This window comes from Morganella sp. Je.2.23 (assembly GCF_051129855.1).
Classification (GTDB): domain Bacteria; phylum Pseudomonadota; class Gammaproteobacteria; order Enterobacterales; family Enterobacteriaceae; genus Morganella; species Morganella sibonii.
In genome coordinates, this window is sequence record NZ_JBCPSQ010000001.1 from 333,401 (window position 1) to 349,203 (window position 15,803).

A 15,803-nucleotide genomic window follows, 5' to 3' on the forward strand; every position below is an offset into this window, starting at 1 on the left:
ACCTCTCAGGAGGTGTTGAGATTGCTGACAAAGCAGGATAAAACGTGGTTTTTCCTGCTTTGTGTTATCAGCCGAAAATCAATAAATTGATTTTCCTGGTTTATTTTTACAACCTCTGTCGGTCGTCGCCAATCCCTGCGGGTTTGTCAACGGCCTGAACACCTCTCCGGAGGTGTTTTTTTTGCACTGCAATACATTGTCACAGTAACAGAGCGTTATTTTTAACCATATACGGTAAACTCAGATTAATTGACGACCTGTATATAAAAGAAAGGATTTCGGGATGAGAAATAACATAAACCGGTTCAGTGGCTGGTTGCAGGGAGTATTCTCCCTGTTTTTGTTGCTTTTTGCGGTAACAGCGGTTGCTCAGACGGAGACATTTCCCCGTATGCAGGGCGCGGTCACTGATACCGCCGGGTTGCTTACTGCCGGTGAACGCAGCGGCATTGAACAGAAACTGAATTCCCTGCGGGAACGGACCGGTGCTCAGATTGCAGTACTGACCGTGAAGACGACCGGATCACGTGATATTGAAAGCTACGCAGAGAAAGTCTTTAACCAGTGGCGGCTGGGGCGTATCAGTATTGATGATGGTATTTTATTGCTGGTGGCTGCGGATGATCGCGCGATGCGGATTGAGGTCGGGTACGGGCTGGAAGGGGCGGTCAGTGATGCGGCGGCAAACCGTATCCTTAATGATTATTTCATTCCGAATTTTAAAATGGGAAATTATGCCGGTGGTATTAATGATACCGTCGATGCCCTGATTGCCAAAGTCCGTAATGAACCGCTGCCACCAGTCACCACTCCGGCATTCTTTATCGCCAAACAGGCAGAGCCCATCGGCTGGATTGATATTGTCCTCGGTGTGGTACTGGCGGCGAGTGCGTATTTGTGGGTGGCTTTCCTGTATGGCATGGTGAAGCGTTTTAAACTGAAAGCGGCGATCCCGATCGCCATTATTCTTTATCTGACCTGGTACGCCGGCGGCTTCAATAACCCGGCCGGAAACGGTATCCATTTCGGGGAAGATTTTCTCTACACGGAATTACCGCGCTGGAGTCAGTTTCTGTTCCTGAAGATTCTGCCGTTCTGGCTGGTTATCGTCCTCACCTTTACGATGTTTATCGCAGTCGTTTTCCTGTTTCTGCTCTGTCTGGGCGGGGCAATCTGGCTGATCGGAAAAGTGGTGAAAACACCGAAAATGCGTATGGCCATCGGCTTCGGTGCTTTCGGCACGCTTTTCGGGTTTATTTTCGGTTTGTCGTTCGGCGGAAGCCTGATTTTTGCGCTGTTGTGCGGGGGCGGATTAGGTCTGTTTATGGGCATCGGCAACTATCTCGGCATTGTTAAATCCGGTGGCGGAGGTGGTCGTGGTGGTCGCGGCGGGGGAAGCAGCGGCGGCGGTTACAGCGGCGGCAGCCGGAGCAGCAGCCGATCCTCATCCGGTGGCGGCGGACGCAGCGGCGGCGGCGGGGCATCCGGCCGCTGGTAATCTGAGAATCAATGACGCACAGAAAATGTGCGTCATTTACTGCGTAAAAAAGCCGTGCAGAACGGACGCATTTCACCTATTATAGCCGCCTGAGATAGGCTCCCGCTGTTTCAGCTATGATTCACGACCTATTTTGTTACAGAGAAATTGCCCGGTACGGCGTGTTGTGCCGAAAACACATATCTATAGCAAAAGGTATTTAAGATGTATTATCCGCTAGTCAGGAAGGCCCTGTTCCGCCTTGATCCGGAACGCGCTCACGAATTCACCTTTCATCAGCTTAAACGTCTTTCCCGCTCTCCTTTCCGTTTTCTTATTCAGCAGCATGTCGCCACCAAACCCGTTCAGTGCATGGGACTCTCATTTAAAAACCCGCTCGGATTAGCCGCCGGTCTTGATAAAGACGGTGAATGTATCGAAGCGTTTGATGCAATGGGTTTTGGTTTTGTTGAGGTCGGTACGGTCACACCAAAACCACAGCCGGGGAATGATAAACCACGTCTGTTCCGTATTGTGGAAGCAGAGGGGTTAATTAACCGGATGGGATTTAATAATCTCGGGGTCGATAACCTGGTTGAGAATATTAAACAGGCCCGTTTCGGGGGCATCCTGGGCATTAATATCGGCAAAAATAAAGATACGCCGGTTGAGCAGGGTAAAGATGACTATCTGATTTGTATGGATAAAGTATATACCCACGCCGGGTATATCGCTGTTAATATCTCATCACCGAATACACCGGGATTACGGACACTGCAATACGGCGATATGCTGGATGATCTGTTGTCAGCAATAAAAATAAAGCAGCAGGAGTTGCATCAGAAGCACGGAAAATATGTGCCGGTCGCGGTAAAAATTGCCCCTGATTTAACAGAAGAAGAATTAATTCAGGTTGCTGACAGCCTGGTTCGTCATAATATTGATGGTGTGATTGCCACGAATACCACATTAGATCGCTCATTAGTGCAGGGATTAAATCACTGTAATGAAACCGGCGGATTAAGCGGTCGTCCGGTACAGAATAAGAGCACCGAAATTATTCGTTTATTATCGAAAGAGCTTAACGGTAAATTACCGGTTATCGGTGTTGGCGGAATTGATTCTCTCGTTGCTGCCCGGGAAAAAATGGAAGCGGGTGCATCATTAATCCAAATCTATTCAGGATTTATCTACCACGGGCCCAAATTAATTAAAAATATTGTAAATTACCTGTAATTTTCACTATTATTCCTGTCAGGGGGTTTATTTTTCCCCCTGTTTCTTCTATATTTTCAGATGTTGCCTGAGAAATTGTCACCGGCAGGCAATGCACGTTAAAGCAAACAATCATTTTTAATTATTTTATTTAATGTGTAGTGAAAATATGAATCGCTAATCAGGTATTAGCCGGGAATGTGATCAGATGAAAATAAAACCTGACGATCAATGGCAGTGGTATTACGATGATACGCATGAGCGTATTATGCTGGATCTTGCCAACGGAATGGTATTCCGCTCCCATTTTGCACCACGCCTGCTGGCACCGTATGCCCGGTGTCACAGCCCGTTTTCTGTTGATGATGCCGCGTTATTTTTTATCTTTGAAGAACAGATTAAAAAATTAAATATTCCGGCACAGCAGTGTGCTGAATTAACACTGAATGCGTTAATTGCGTCGCGTTTTTTAAAGCCGCAAATGCCGAAGAGCTGGTATTTTTCATTGTTCTGCGCAATGACGAAACCGGAGCAGGGGCAGCTGGTTGAAGTGGTGGCGGATAACAACCGTCAGCGCAGTAACTTTATTGTGGCGGAAGCAGGGGACAGTGCCAGTTTATGTCTGCTGGTTGATCCGGTACTTGAATTACACGATCGGAACATGTGTTTTTGTGATCCGATAAAGATCATGAATGATCGTTTATTACCGAGAACCCCGGTAACACGGAGTTTATTAATGGGCAGAGCAGTTTGATCCTGCCACGGCAATTGATCATTATCAGGATCGGTTAACGTTATATAACTCCCGGATGATCCTTATTATTAATACGTGATCGATTCAGTCACCGGACGTTATAAACAGATTACGCCAAAAAAATACCCCCGGTGGTTTATCTGCCGGGGGTATTTTTTACCGGTTATCTGTGACGGCCGGTTATCCGTGACGGTCGGTTATCCATGACGGCCGGTTATCCATGACGAACAGTAATATTGGTTTTCGGAATACAACTGCACGCCAGAATATCCCCGTTCTCTTTTACCGCTCCTGCTTTCAGCGGCGTAACCTCACCGGAGACCAGCGTGACCCTGCAGCAGCCGCAGACACCGGCACGGCAGGAATAAGGGATACTGACCTGATGACCTTCGAGCTGTTCCAGCAGGACATGCTGATTATTCACCGGATATAATTTTCCGTTAAACGTCAGTTCAAGCTCAGCTTCAGGCTGTGCGGGAGCGGCCTGTACTTTCTCAACGTCCTGTTCCTGATACTGACGCGGTTCCCGTGTTTCCAGGATGGTTACCGTATCACCCGTCTGAATCACCCCGGTATTGCGGGCAATGGCATTCATACCGAAATCGACATCATCATTATCTGCGGCCTTCCGGAAGGTTTGCAGGGTATGGAACGGTTCCATTTCCGGATGTTTAATCCCTTTATCGGTACTGACGGTAGTGAGAATGCAGCGGCTGCACGGTTTTTTCAGATCAAATACCACATCGCCGACCTGAATGGTTTTCCAGCGATCTTCCGCAAATGCTTCTGCACCGGTGACAATAATGTTGCCGCGGAACTGCTCAATTTTAATACCGGCACTGCAGCGGCGCTGTACCTCGCGGAAAGAGGCTTCGTTAACCACCAGGTAAGGATAACCGTCGGCAAACGACACCGCCGTATCCGGGAATTTTTTTACCCGGCGGGTGGACTGCGGGCTGAGCCAGCGCAGCTGTACCGGGATATCAAAGAACTGACACAGCCACTGATTGATTTTTTCCGGGGCAAGCAGCGAGGTGAAATGATTTCCCCAGACTTCGCACGGCAGGTGATCGGGACGGAAATCCTCAAACAAAATAGTGGCACTGCTGCCGTCAGGGCTGCGCAGGCAGATCCCGTTACTCAGCAGTACCGGGGTAAACAGCACCATCTGCGGATAACGGCGGGCGGTGATAAATTTTCCGGTTTCATCCGTTACCATAAAATTGCGGTCAAAGCTCAGACCGGTTTCCCCGGCATGGCTTTGTGACTGGCGGATGCCCTTCATTGACTTCACAGGAAAGGTATATAAACGGGAAAGTGTGATAGGTGTTGTCGTCATTGTTATCCGTTCTTTTCGTTATTATCAGTAATACCACAATGGCATCCCGGTTTATCCGGAAAAAGGTGAGCGTCAATTTTATGATTTACCGCCCGGATCCGCTATAATGCGCTCCAATTTTTTATTTCAACGGTAAACCATGATGAACGCGTATTTTGCCAGCACCGCCCGCGGGCTCGAAGAACTCTTAAAAAATGAATTAGCGACACTGGGCGCTGAGGATCTCAGTATTACGCAGGGTGGCGTTCACTTCCGGGCGCAGCCGCGTACGATGTACACGTGTCTGATGTGGAGTCGTCTGGCATCCCGTATTTTATTACCGCTGAATGAGTTTAATGTCTATAGTGACATGGATCTTTATCTCGCGGTGCAATCCATTGACTGGCCGTCGGTGTTCTCTGCTGACAAGACATTTGCTGTGCATTTCAACGGGACTAATGATGAGATCCGTAACAGCCAGTACGGCGCACTGAAAGTCAAAGATGCTATCGTTGACAGCTTTACCCGCAAGACCGGCACACGTCCGGATGTGGCAAAACAGCAGCCGGATATCCGCATCAATGTCTATCTCAATAAGGAAAAAGCCTCGCTGGCGATCGACCTGAGCGGGGATTCCCTGCATATCCGTGGTTACCGCGAACTCGCCGGTCAGGCGCCGCTGAAAGAGAATCTGGCGGCAGCGATTATTCTGCGCTCCGGCTGGCAGAAAGAGACGCCGATGGTTGATCCGATGTGCGGCTCAGGAACCCTGCTGATTGAGGCGGCAATGATTGCCTCCGATTGTGCGCCGGGCCTGAATCGTCACCACTGGGGCTTTGAAGCCTGGGGCAGCCATGACAGAGCGGTCTGGGAATCTGTCCGTGCCGAAGCGCGTGAACGCGCTAATGCCGGCCTGGTCAGTGCAACCGCCCGTTTCTTCGGCTCTGATACTGATAAACGTGTGCTGGATATGGCCCGCGCCAACGCCCGACGCGCCGGTGTCGATAAACTGATCACTTTCCAGCAGAAAGATGCCACCAAACTGGAAAATCCGCTGCCGGACGGCCCGAAAGGCACCATTATCTCCAACCCGCCGTACGGCGAGCGGCTGGAAAGCGAACCGGCTCTGATTGCCCTGCACAGCGTGTTCGGTCGTGTGGTAAAAACCCGTTTCCCGGGCTGGCGCCTGTCATTATTCAGTGCATCACCGGAGCTTCTCAGCAGCCTGCAATTGCGTGCGGAACGTGAATTTAAGGCGAAAAACGGCCCGCTGGACTGTGTGCAGAAAAACTATCAGTTAAGTGAAACACCACCGGCAACAGCGCAGGATATCGGGGCGGATTTCGCTAACCGTCTGCGCAAGAACGAAAAGAAATTAGCAAAATGGGCGAAGCAGGAAGGCGTTGACTGTTATCGCCTGTATGATGCGGACCTGCCTGAGTATAATGTCGCGGTTGACCGTTATGCGGATTATGTGGTGGTGCAGGAATATGCTCCGCCGAAAACGGTTGATCCGAACAAAGCACGCCAGCGCCTGTTTGATGTGATCAGCGCGACACTGGCTGTGCTGGAGTTACCGGCGCACAAGCTGATCCTGAAAACCCGTCAGCGCCAGAAAGGCAAACAGCAGTACGAAAAACTGGCGGAGAAACAGAACAGCTTCCTGGTGAAAGAGTATAACGCACAGTTATGGGTTAACCTGACTGATTACCTGGATACCGGTCTGTTCCTCGATCACCGTCTTGCCCGCAAAATGCTGGGGCAGATGAGCAAAGGCAAAGACTTCCTCAATCTGTTTGCCTACACCGGCTCGGCAACGGTTCACGCCGGTCTCGGCGGTGCGCGCACCACCACGTCCGTGGATATGTCACGTACCTATCTGGAGTGGGCGGAACGCAATCTTCAGAGCAACGGCCTGAGCGGCAGACAGCACCGCTTAATTCAGGCAGATTGCCTGAGCTGGCTGGCACAGACACCGGAACAGTTTGATCTGATCTTTATCGATCCGCCGACGTTCTCCAACTCCAAACGGATGGAGGACACCTTTGATGTCCAGCGTGATCACATCGACCTGATGAAACATCTGAAACGTATGCTGCGCCGCGGCGGCACCCTGATGTTCTCCAACAACAAACGCGGCTTTAAATTAGATCAGGACGGTATGGATGCACTGGGGCTGGTTGCTCAGGAAATCACTGCCAAAACACAGTCACAGGATTTTGCCCGTAACCGTCAGATCCATAACTGCTGGCTTATCCGCCATGCAGGCGAGGAATAACAGAAATTATGTCGTTGATTAATATGGCGGGCGCCTGGCTCGCATTCAGTGATGCTCCGCTGCTGGAAAATGCGGAGATGCATATCGAAGAAAATGAGCGTGTCTGTCTGGTCGGCCGCAACGGCGCGGGGAAATCCACGCTGATGCGGGTACTGACCAAAGAACAGCCGCTGGATGATGGTACGGTTATTTATGAGCAGGATCTGATTGTTGCCCGTCTGCAGCAGGACCCGCCGCGTGACGTGGAAGGCACCGTGTTTGACTTTGTCGCCGAAGGGGTGGCAGAGCAGGCTCAGCATATCAAAGCATATCATCAGATCTCAAAACTGGTGGAAAGTGATCCGAGTGATAAAAATCTGTCAAAAATGGCAGAATTACAGGAGATCCTGGACACACAAAACTTATGGCTGCTCGACAGCCGGATCGCCGATGTGATTGCCCATCTGGAATTACCGGCGGATGAAAAACTGTCCGCACTTTCCGGCGGCTGGCTGCGTAAGGCTGCACTCGGACGCGCACTGGTCAGCGGGCCGAAAGTGCTGTTTCTGGATGAACCGACCAACCACCTGGATATCGAAACTATCCAGTGGCTGGAAGGCTTTCTGAAAAATTTCAGCGGCAGTATCGTCTTTATTTCCCATGACCGTTCATTCATCCGCAATATGGCGACACGGATTATCGATCTGGATCGCGGAAAATTAGCCTCCTGGCCGGGCAGCTATGATGATTATCTGGTGGCCAAAGAGGAAGCGCTGCGCGTCGAAGAGATGCAGAACGCGGAATTCGACCGTAAACTGGCGCAGGAAGAAGTGTGGATACGTCAGGGTATCAAAGCCCGCCGTACCCGCAATGAAGGACGTGTCCGCGCCCTGAAAGCGCTGCGCAATGAACGTGCCGAACGCCGCGAAGTGATGGGCAAAGCGAAAATGCAGGTGGAAGAGGCGACCCGCTCCGGCAAAATCGTCTTTGAAATTGATGATATCAGCTATGGTATTGACGGTAAGAATCTGGTCAGCCATTTCAGTGCTCAGGTAAACCGGGGAGATAAAATTGCTCTCGTCGGCCCGAACGGCTGTGGTAAAACCACTCTGCTGAAACTGATGCTCGGCGATTTACAGCCGGACGACGGCAGTGTGCATATCGGTACCAAGCTGGAAGTCGCCTATTTCGACCAGCACCGTGCGGCGCTGGACCCGGACAAAACGGTGATGGATAACCTGGCGGAAGGTAAACAGGAAGTGCTGGTCAACGGCAAACCGCGCCATGTACTCGGCTATCTGCAGGAGTTCCTGTTCCACCCGAAACGCGCGAGAACCCCGGTGCGGGCACTGTCCGGCGGGGAGCGTAACCGTCTGCTGCTGGCCAGATTGTTCCTGAAACCGAGCAACCTGCTGATCCTCGATGAACCGACCAACGACCTTGATGTCGAAACACTGGAACTGCTGGAAGAGCTGGTGGATAACTATCAGGGCACTGTTCTGCTGGTCAGCCATGACCGTCAGTTTGTTGATAACTGTGTGACCGAATGCTGGATTTTTGAAGGCGACGGTAATATCGGACGTTATGTCGGCGGCTACTTTGATGCACAGCAGCAGCGCGCACAGGTTCAGTCGCTGAAAGCGCCGGCGGAAAAAGCGGTAAAACCGCAGGCGGCGGAAGAAAAACGTAAAGATAACATTAAAAAAGCAAATACATCTGCAAAATTAAGTTATAAATTACAGCGGGAACTTGAACAATTACCGTCATTGCTGGAATCCCTCGATGAGGACATTCAGCAACTGCAAAGTCAGGTCAGTGCGCCTGATTTCTTTAATCAGCCGCATGATGAAACAGACCGCGTACTGAAACAGCTGGCAGAAAAAGAGCATGCGCTGGAAGAGGCGTTTGAGCGCTGGCAGACGCTGGAAGCAATGCAGAGCGGGAACTGATCCCGCCTGTGATTTTGGAGAAATAACGAAACAGTGTGTGCTCATCATTCACATGATTCAGTCACGGTGCTGTGTCCGCAGTGCGACCTCGTAGTGGAAATTCCTGAGCTGGAACGGGGAACCAAAGCGGAGTGTCCGCGCTGTCATACACACCTGGCCGCCCGCTGGCGTGAACCGCGCCGCCAGCCGCTGATGTATGCACTCAGCGGCCTGGTGATGTTTGTGCTCGCCGGGATGTTTCCGTTTGTCTCGATGAAAGTGGCGGGTATCGAAAGCGAAATCACGCTTTATCAGATACCGTCGGTGATGTTCGGGGATAACTACGGCGAACTGGCACTGTTTTTTATGGGGTTTGTGCTGGCGGTTCCGGCATTCTGCCTGTTTGCCATTACATTACTGTGCAGTGGTATCCGCCTGCCGCGCCAGCTGGCCATTCCGGTCACACGGTTGCTGTTCCGGCTGCGGGCCTGGTGTATGGCGGAGATTTTTCTTGCCGGTGTGCTGGTCAGTTTTGTGAAACTGATGGCTTACGGGGATATCGGGCTGGGTGTCAGTTTCCTGCCTTACTGTCTGTTCTGTGTGATGCAGGTGCGGGCATTCCAGTGCCTGGATAAACACTGGGTCTGGCAGCGCATTGCACCGCGTCCGCCGCTGCCGGTTGCGCTGGAAGCCGGAAAAGGCGGATTGTGCCAGGGCGTGCGGTTGTGCGGCACCTGCCAGGCGATTCTGCCGGCAGATATGCATCAGTGCCCGCGCTGCAGCAGCCGGGGTCATGCCCGGCGGCCAAACAGCTTACAATTGACCCTGGCGCTGCTGTTTACCTCCGTGATTTTATATATCCCGGCAAATCTGCTGCCTATCATGATCACCGAATCGCTCGGCAGTGATTTCGGCTCAACCATTATGGCCGGGGTGATTCTCCTGTGGGGGGATGGTTCTTATCCGGTGGCGATGGTGATTTTTATCGCCAGTATTATGGTGCCGAGCCTGAAAATGCTGGCCATCGGCTGGCTGTGTCTGGATGCCAAAGGTCACGGCTGGCGTGATCCCGGCCGGATGCACTTTATTTATGAAATCGTGGAATTTGTCGGACGCTGGTCCATGATTGATGTGTTTGTGATAGCCGTACTGGCAGCACTGGTGCGGATGGGGCGTCTGATGAGCATCTATCCGGATATTGGTGTGATTTTATTTGCGATGGTGGTCATTCTGACAATGATTGCCGCCGAAATGTTCGACCCGCGTCTGACGTGGGATCGGCTTGAAAAAAAACGGGCGGAGAGTGCTAAGGAGCCTCAGGTTGAACGATAAAACTGATGATTTGACAGAAGCGAAGGTCAGCAAACTGAAAAGCTGGTCACCGGTCTGGATAATTCCCATCGTCACGGTACTGATTGGTGCCTGGATTCTTATCAGCCACTTTCGCGGACAGGGACCGGAAATTACCCTGATCACCTATAACGCCGAAGGGGTCGAAGCCGGTAAAACCAAAATTAAAAGCCGCAGCGTGGATGTCGGTGTGGTCGAAAGCGTTATGCTGGATCAGAGCTACAGCCGCGTGATTATTAAGGCCCGTCTGAATGCCGAAATGAAAGATGTTCTGCGTAAAGATACGGTTTTCTGGGTGGTGAAACCGACAGTCGGCCGTGAAGGTGTTTCCGGACTGGGCACACTGCTGTCAGGGGCTTATATTCAGGTACAGCCTGCTAATACCGGCGGCGAACGTCATGAATTTGAATTGCTCGACTCACCGCCGCTGGCCTCTCCGGATGCCAAAGGTATCCGCGTGATATTAACCAGTCAGCAGGCCGGGCAGCTGAATCCGGGTGATGCGGTGCTGTTCCGCGGCTACCGTGTCGGTTCCGTGGAAACGGCAGAGTTTAATCTTGATGAACGCGAGATGCAGTATGAACTCTTTATCAACGCGCCATATGACAAACTGGTGACCACCAACGCCCGCTTCTGGAAAGACAGCGGCATTGCCTTTGATATGTCCTCACAGGGCGTGAGTGTCCAGGTCGGCTCGCTCTCCACGCTGTTCAGCGGCGGTGTCAGTTTTGACGTACCGGAAGGCTGGCAGCCGGGTGAGGAAGTGAATCCGAAAACCCTGTTTAAGCTGTTTGATAATCAGAAGAGCACACAAAACTCACTGTATACCCAGTATAAAAGTTATCTGCTGTTCTTCTCTGACTCCGTACGCGGCCTGTCTCCGGGCGCGCCGGTAGAGTTCCGGGGAATCCGTCTCGGGACAGTGGCACAGGTTCCGTTTTATGCGAAAGGGCTGGGACAGTCATTTGATCAGGATTTCCGTATCCCTGTACTGATCCATATCGAACCTGAGCGTTTCGAGAAAGACGTGGGTAAAAACTTCAAACTGGCACAGGAACTGGAAACAGCATTACAGCAGGGTCTGCGTGCTTCACTGAAATCCGGCAATTTACTGACCGGGGCACTGTATGTCGACCTGGATTTCTATCCTGATCAACCGGCCTGGAAAGCGCCGATGACGGTTGCGGATTATGAAGTCCTGCCGACCACCAGCGGCGGTCTGGTGCAGTTGCAGCAGAAAGTGCTGGCAGCGCTGGATAAAATCAACGGTATGCCGATTGAACCGATGATGAAACAGGCGACGGAAACACTGCGCGCCAGCGAAAAAACCATCGCGGAAGCACAGAAAACGCTGTCTGAGCTGAATGTGCTGCTCAGCAGTAAAGAGTTCAAAGCGCTGCCGAAAGATATGCAGGCAACACTGCGTGAACTGAACCGCAGCATGCAGGGCATCCAGCCGGGCTCACCGGCGTACAATAAACTGGTGGATGATATGCAGCGCCTGGATCAGGTTCTGCGTGAGTTGCAGCCGGTATTGCGTACCCTGAATAATAAGAGCAACGCACTGGTCTTTGAAGCCGCGCCGCAGGCGGACCCGCAACCTAAGAAGGCGAAGAATTAAGATGAAAAAACTGACAAAAGCACTGGCATTTCTGGGCGTTTTTGTACTGGCGGGGTGCAGCAGCACCCCGGTAAAACAGTATTATCAGTTGCCGGTGGCGGCTGCTGACAGCAGCAGTACGCAGACAGGCTTCCGCAGCACCGGCAGTGACAACCGCCATCCGCAGTTATGGATTCAGCGTATCACGCTCGGGGATGTTCTGGGGAATGCAGGGATTGTCTATCAGACCAGTGATGTGGAATACAACATCGGCAGCACCAATCTGTGGGCCGGGCCGCTGGAACAGCAGTTGCTGGAGGCGATGACAGCGCAGCTCAGTCAGGCACTGCCGGACCGGCTGGTCTCCGTACAGCCGCTGGAAACCAAACCGGATACCCTGACCGTTACGGTTACAGGGTTCCACGGCCGTTATGACGGCAAAGTGATTGTGGCGGGCAGCTGGATTTATACCCACGGGGATGCGGTGATCCGCCATCCGTTTAATCTGGTACTGGAACAGGCCGAAAACGGCTATCCGGCGCTGGTACGTACGCTGGGTGAGGGCTGGGCACAGGTGTCACAGTCTGTGGCTGACGAACTGCGTAAGTAATTTGTCATTCACTCTCTGCACAGGGCGTGCAGAGAGTGAATTATCATCAAAATGACAAATTTGTGAAACAGGCCACATTACTCCGGTTAATCTGCTGATCGCAAAAATGATTTTTCTCCCGCCTGATATATCCTTCTGACCGCCTTTACTGTCCGCAGAAAACTAATAATCTGATTACGCAGGTAAAATAACAGCCCTGTTTTTATTGTGTATTTTTATGCAAAGCGGGACTGACATGCCCTGAATCTTCTTTACTTGCAAACTCTGCCCCGAAAGCGTATTCCTATTATGGGTTGAATGAAAATCAACCTGTTTACAGCACTGAATAACATGAGGGAAGTAACGGCATGAAAAGACAAAAGCGTGATCGTTTAGCCAGAGCATTAACCAAAGGTTATCAGGCGGGTATTTTAGGACGTTCTAAAGAGAGTTGCCCGTATCTTAAAATTGACGAACGTTCTCATTGGTTGGGAGGCTGGCGCGAGGCCATCGATAAAAGGGCGGTCATTGCGTAACCCGGTTTGAAGGATAAAAAACTGCATCGGTTACGATGCAGTTTCAGGTCGTTGACAAACCCGCATGGGTTGGTGACGACCGACAGAGGTTGTAAAAATAAACCAGGAAAATCAATTTATTGATTTTCGGCTGATAACACAAAGCAGGAAAAACCACGTTTTATCCTGCTTTGTCAGCAATCTCAAACCTCCGCATGCGGAGGTTTTTTACGGATAACACCACGGAAAGAAAGATTAAAACGCGCTGGTGTCTTTGAAAAGACCCACTTTCAATTCTGATGCGGTGTAAATCAGTTTATCATCAACAAAGACTTCACCGTCACCGATACCCATGATCAGCTTACGGTTGATCACACGCTTGAGGTGGATGCGGTAGGTGACCTTTTTCGAGGTCGGCAGAACCTGGCCGGTAAATTTCACTTCACCCACGCCCAGTGCACGGCCTTTGCCTTCACCGCCCAGCCAGCCGAGATAGAAACCGACTAACTGCCACATGGCATCGAGACCCAGACAGCCCGGCATTACCGGGTCGTTGACGAAATGGCAACCGAAAAACCACAGCTCAGGTTTGATATCCAGCTCAGCTTCGATATAGCCTTTATCAAAATGACCACCGGTTTCGCTCATTTTAATGACGCGATCCATCATCAGCATATTGCCGGACGGCAGTGGTGGTCCGTTTTCACCAAAGAGTTCACCCCGTCCTGAGGCTTCAAGTTCTTGCTTTGTGTAGGATTCTTGTTTTGCGACCATAACTCAATCTTTGCCTTGTTTAACAGATAGGCTACACAATAGCTTACACTTGTACGCTGAACAAGTCCGATCAGATAAAAAATGTGCTATTTCCACCAGCGGGAAAACCACGAACTTCTCGGTTTATCCTGATTATTTGCCAGGAAAATCCGATCCTGAATTATAGCTAACAAGTGTTCTCCGGACGGATTACTTTCTTCTTCATAATACGGCATATTCATCAGGTGTGAGGCCGCCTGTGAGACATGCGCTGCCGTCCATATGTGGAATTCACCCTGGCGTACCGCATTAACCACATCATCTGCCAGCACCAGATGACGCTCATTTGAGGACGGGATAATCACACCCTGCTTACCGGTCAGCCCTCTGGCCTGACACAGACGGAAGAAGCCTTCGATTTTCTCATTCACGCCGCCGATGGCCTGCACAAACCCGAACTGATCGACAGAGCCGGTTACTGCAATCTGCTGGTCAACCGGCTGCCAGGAGAGGGCACTGATCAATGCACACAGTTCCGCCAGTGAGGCGCTGTCACCATCCACTTCGCCGTAGGATTGTTCAAACACCACGGAGGTGGAGAACGGGAACGGCTGCTCCAGTTTGAGTTCGGCAATCAGATAAGCCTGCATAATCATCATGCCTTTGGCGTGAATATTGCCGCCAAGCTCTGATTTGCGTTCGACATCAACAAACTCACCATCACCGATATGTGCCACACAAGTGATACGCGAAGGTTCACCGGTCGCGTCCGGGTGTCCCGGATACTGGAGAACGGATAAACCGTTGATCTGGCCGACAGTACTGCCCTGGGTCTGGATATAAACCTGACCCTGAAGAATTTCATCCAGCCCGCGGTCAGCCAGATAGCCGTGCCGCCAGCTGCGGTTATCTTTAATTTTGCGCAGCGCTTCCGCGGTGATGGTCTCTGCGGGCAGCAGGGTAGCGGCATCGCGCAGCAGAGTCGTCAGCCATGTCAGGTCGAGCGGCAGGGCTTTTTTATCTTCCTGAAAACGCATGCCCTGACAGAGCAGCTCATACCAGCCGTCAGCACTGAGCGGCGGCAGCTGATTCTGTTTCAGCAGGCCGTTGATAAACTGACACCAGGTGGTCAGCTGATCCGTTTCTTCCAGCTGATAATCAAATTCATATTCGCCGTACAGGGCTTCTTCGCTCAGTTCCGGTTCGGACAGCATAAACTCATCCAGGCTCAGGCGGTCACCAACCACGATGACACGCAGATCGAGCGGCATACTGTCAGCCGGGAACGGCAGCGGATGTTGTTCTGAGTGTGCAAGCCAGTCAAAACGCTGTGCGCAGACCATCTGCTTTAAGCGCAGCCACATCAGCGGCTGTGCGAGCAGACTGCGCAGTGACATGATCAGAAAGCCGCCATTGACCTGATGAATAATACCGGGCTGCAACTGAACGTGCTGGTGATGGGTATAGACCTGGCCGAACAATTGCTCAGGCTCTGTCCAGTCACAGACAGCGAACGGCTGTACGGCACTGAAATGGCCGTTATCCGCAGGGGTAAAGACAAACCTGTGATTATCAAAGTGGTATTCACCGCCCATGGTGTGTTTCTGCCGGACTTTGACTTCCGGCGGCAGTAACTGCGCTATCGTATCCAGATAGCACTCACTTTCGTCACTTTTCACCAGCATAAAACGGCGTTTTGCCGCCGGATGACTGAAAAGTGACAAACTTTCCTGTAAGCGCGGCTGCACGATATCCGCCTGCCGGGCAGGCAGTTCAGATGCGGTTTCCAGGAGGGTGCGGTAACTGTTTTCATCAGGCAGTAATGCCTGCCAGGTCAACTGTTTAATATTCACTCGGTATTGTCTGCTTTTTGATAATGTCGGATTTAATTGTTGCGGCAGGATCTGGTGCTCTCCGCAGTGTGCGGTTATCAGCACCGCCTTTGAATAGTAACGAAAATAGCGGGACATTGTAGCGCGTAAGCAGGCCGGATAGCTATCCTCGCGGCGTTTATTTTTACCCGTGCTGACAGGAAAGAATTGTGCAG

General features: G+C 51.5%; 12 protein-coding genes. 9 read left to right on the top strand and 3 right to left on the bottom strand.

The genetic code is table 11. The annotated features are described in order from the left end of the window. The first annotated feature begins 283 nt into the window (after nucleotides 1–283). The 3 genes from AAZR23_RS01535 to AAZR23_RS01545 all read left to right on the top strand — a co-directional run bounded on the left by AAZR23_RS01535 (nucleotide 284) and on the right by AAZR23_RS01545 (nucleotide 3,446). Nucleotides 284–1,498: a TPM domain-containing protein gene (locus AAZR23_RS01535; RefSeq protein ID WP_166707342.1), complete on the top strand. Its 1,215-nt coding sequence runs from the start codon at nucleotides 284–286 to the stop codon at nucleotides 1,496–1,498. A 204-nt stretch (nucleotides 1,499–1,702) separates the two neighbouring features. Further along, a complete protein-coding gene (gene pyrD, locus AAZR23_RS01540; protein ID WP_046893866.1) occupies nucleotides 1,703–2,713 on the top strand; it encodes a quinone-dependent dihydroorotate dehydrogenase in 1,011 nt (336 codons plus the stop codon). 187 nt (nucleotides 2,714–2,900) lie between these two features. After that, nucleotides 2,901–3,446, top strand: coding sequence for a cell division protein ZapC (locus AAZR23_RS01545; protein WP_046893867.1), 546 nt, complete (start codon nucleotides 2,901–2,903; stop codon nucleotides 3,444–3,446). A gap of 214 nt (nucleotides 3,447–3,660) precedes the next feature. Here AAZR23_RS01545 and AAZR23_RS01550 read toward each other — a convergent pair whose 3' ends face one another. Then, nucleotides 3,661–4,731: an MOSC domain-containing protein gene (locus tag AAZR23_RS01550; protein ID WP_434692348.1), complete on the bottom strand. Its 1,071-nt coding sequence runs from the start codon at nucleotides 4,729–4,731 to the stop codon at nucleotides 3,661–3,663. A 196-nt stretch (nucleotides 4,732–4,927) separates the two neighbouring features. Here AAZR23_RS01550 and rlmKL point away from each other — a divergent pair, with 196 nt between their 5' ends. From rlmKL to rmf, 6 genes are all read left to right on the top strand, one after another. After that, nucleotides 4,928–7,042 carry a bifunctional 23S rRNA (guanine(2069)-N(7))-methyltransferase RlmK/23S rRNA (guanine(2445)-N(2))-methyltransferase RlmL gene (rlmKL, locus tag AAZR23_RS01555; RefSeq protein WP_434692351.1) on the top strand — a complete coding sequence of 705 codons (2,115 nt, stop codon included), beginning with the start codon at nucleotides 4,928–4,930 and terminating at the stop codon, nucleotides 7,040–7,042. A gap of 8 nt (nucleotides 7,043–7,050) precedes the next feature. Then, entirely contained in the window at nucleotides 7,051–8,970 is a 1,920-nt protein-coding gene (locus tag AAZR23_RS01560; RefSeq protein ID WP_112550350.1) for an ABC transporter ATP-binding protein, read from the top strand. Nucleotides 8,971–9,003: 33 nt separating this feature from the next. Beyond that, the gene (pqiA, locus tag AAZR23_RS01565) at nucleotides 9,004–10,281 is read left to right on the top strand and encodes a membrane integrity-associated transporter subunit PqiA (protein ID WP_166707345.1); all 1,278 of its coding nucleotides are present in this window, start codon (nucleotides 9,004–9,006) and stop codon (nucleotides 10,279–10,281) included. Continuing rightward, nucleotides 10,271–11,920, top strand: a complete 1,650-nt coding sequence (gene pqiB, locus AAZR23_RS01570) for an intermembrane transport protein PqiB (RefSeq protein WP_052926149.1) — start codon at nucleotides 10,271–10,273, stop codon at nucleotides 11,918–11,920. Before pqiA ends, pqiB begins: the two co-directional genes overlap by 11 nt. A 1-nt stretch (nucleotide 11,921) precedes the next feature. Further along, nucleotides 11,922–12,509, top strand: a complete 588-nt coding sequence (gene pqiC / locus AAZR23_RS01575) for a membrane integrity-associated transporter subunit PqiC (RefSeq protein WP_052926148.1) — start codon at nucleotides 11,922–11,924, stop codon at nucleotides 12,507–12,509. 347 nt (nucleotides 12,510–12,856) lie between these two features. Next, nucleotides 12,857–13,024, top strand: a complete 168-nt coding sequence (gene rmf, locus AAZR23_RS01580; RefSeq protein WP_015422581.1) for a ribosome modulation factor — start codon at nucleotides 12,857–12,859, stop codon at nucleotides 13,022–13,024. A gap of 234 nt (nucleotides 13,025–13,258) precedes the next feature. On the opposite strand, the gene fabA is transcribed toward rmf, so the two are convergent. Together fabA and AAZR23_RS01590 are read right to left on the bottom strand one after the other, a co-directional pair. Then, entirely contained in the window at nucleotides 13,259–13,777 is a 519-nt protein-coding gene (gene fabA, locus AAZR23_RS01585) for a bifunctional 3-hydroxydecanoyl-ACP dehydratase/trans-2-decenoyl-ACP isomerase (protein ID WP_107678256.1), read from the bottom strand. Nucleotides 13,778–13,863: 86 nt separating this feature from the next. After that, on the bottom strand, nucleotides 13,864–15,609 hold the full coding sequence (locus tag AAZR23_RS01590; protein ID WP_046893907.1) for an AAA family ATPase: 1,746 nt from the start codon (nucleotides 15,607–15,609) through the stop codon (nucleotides 13,864–13,866). Nucleotides 15,610–15,803: the final 194 nt, after the last annotated feature.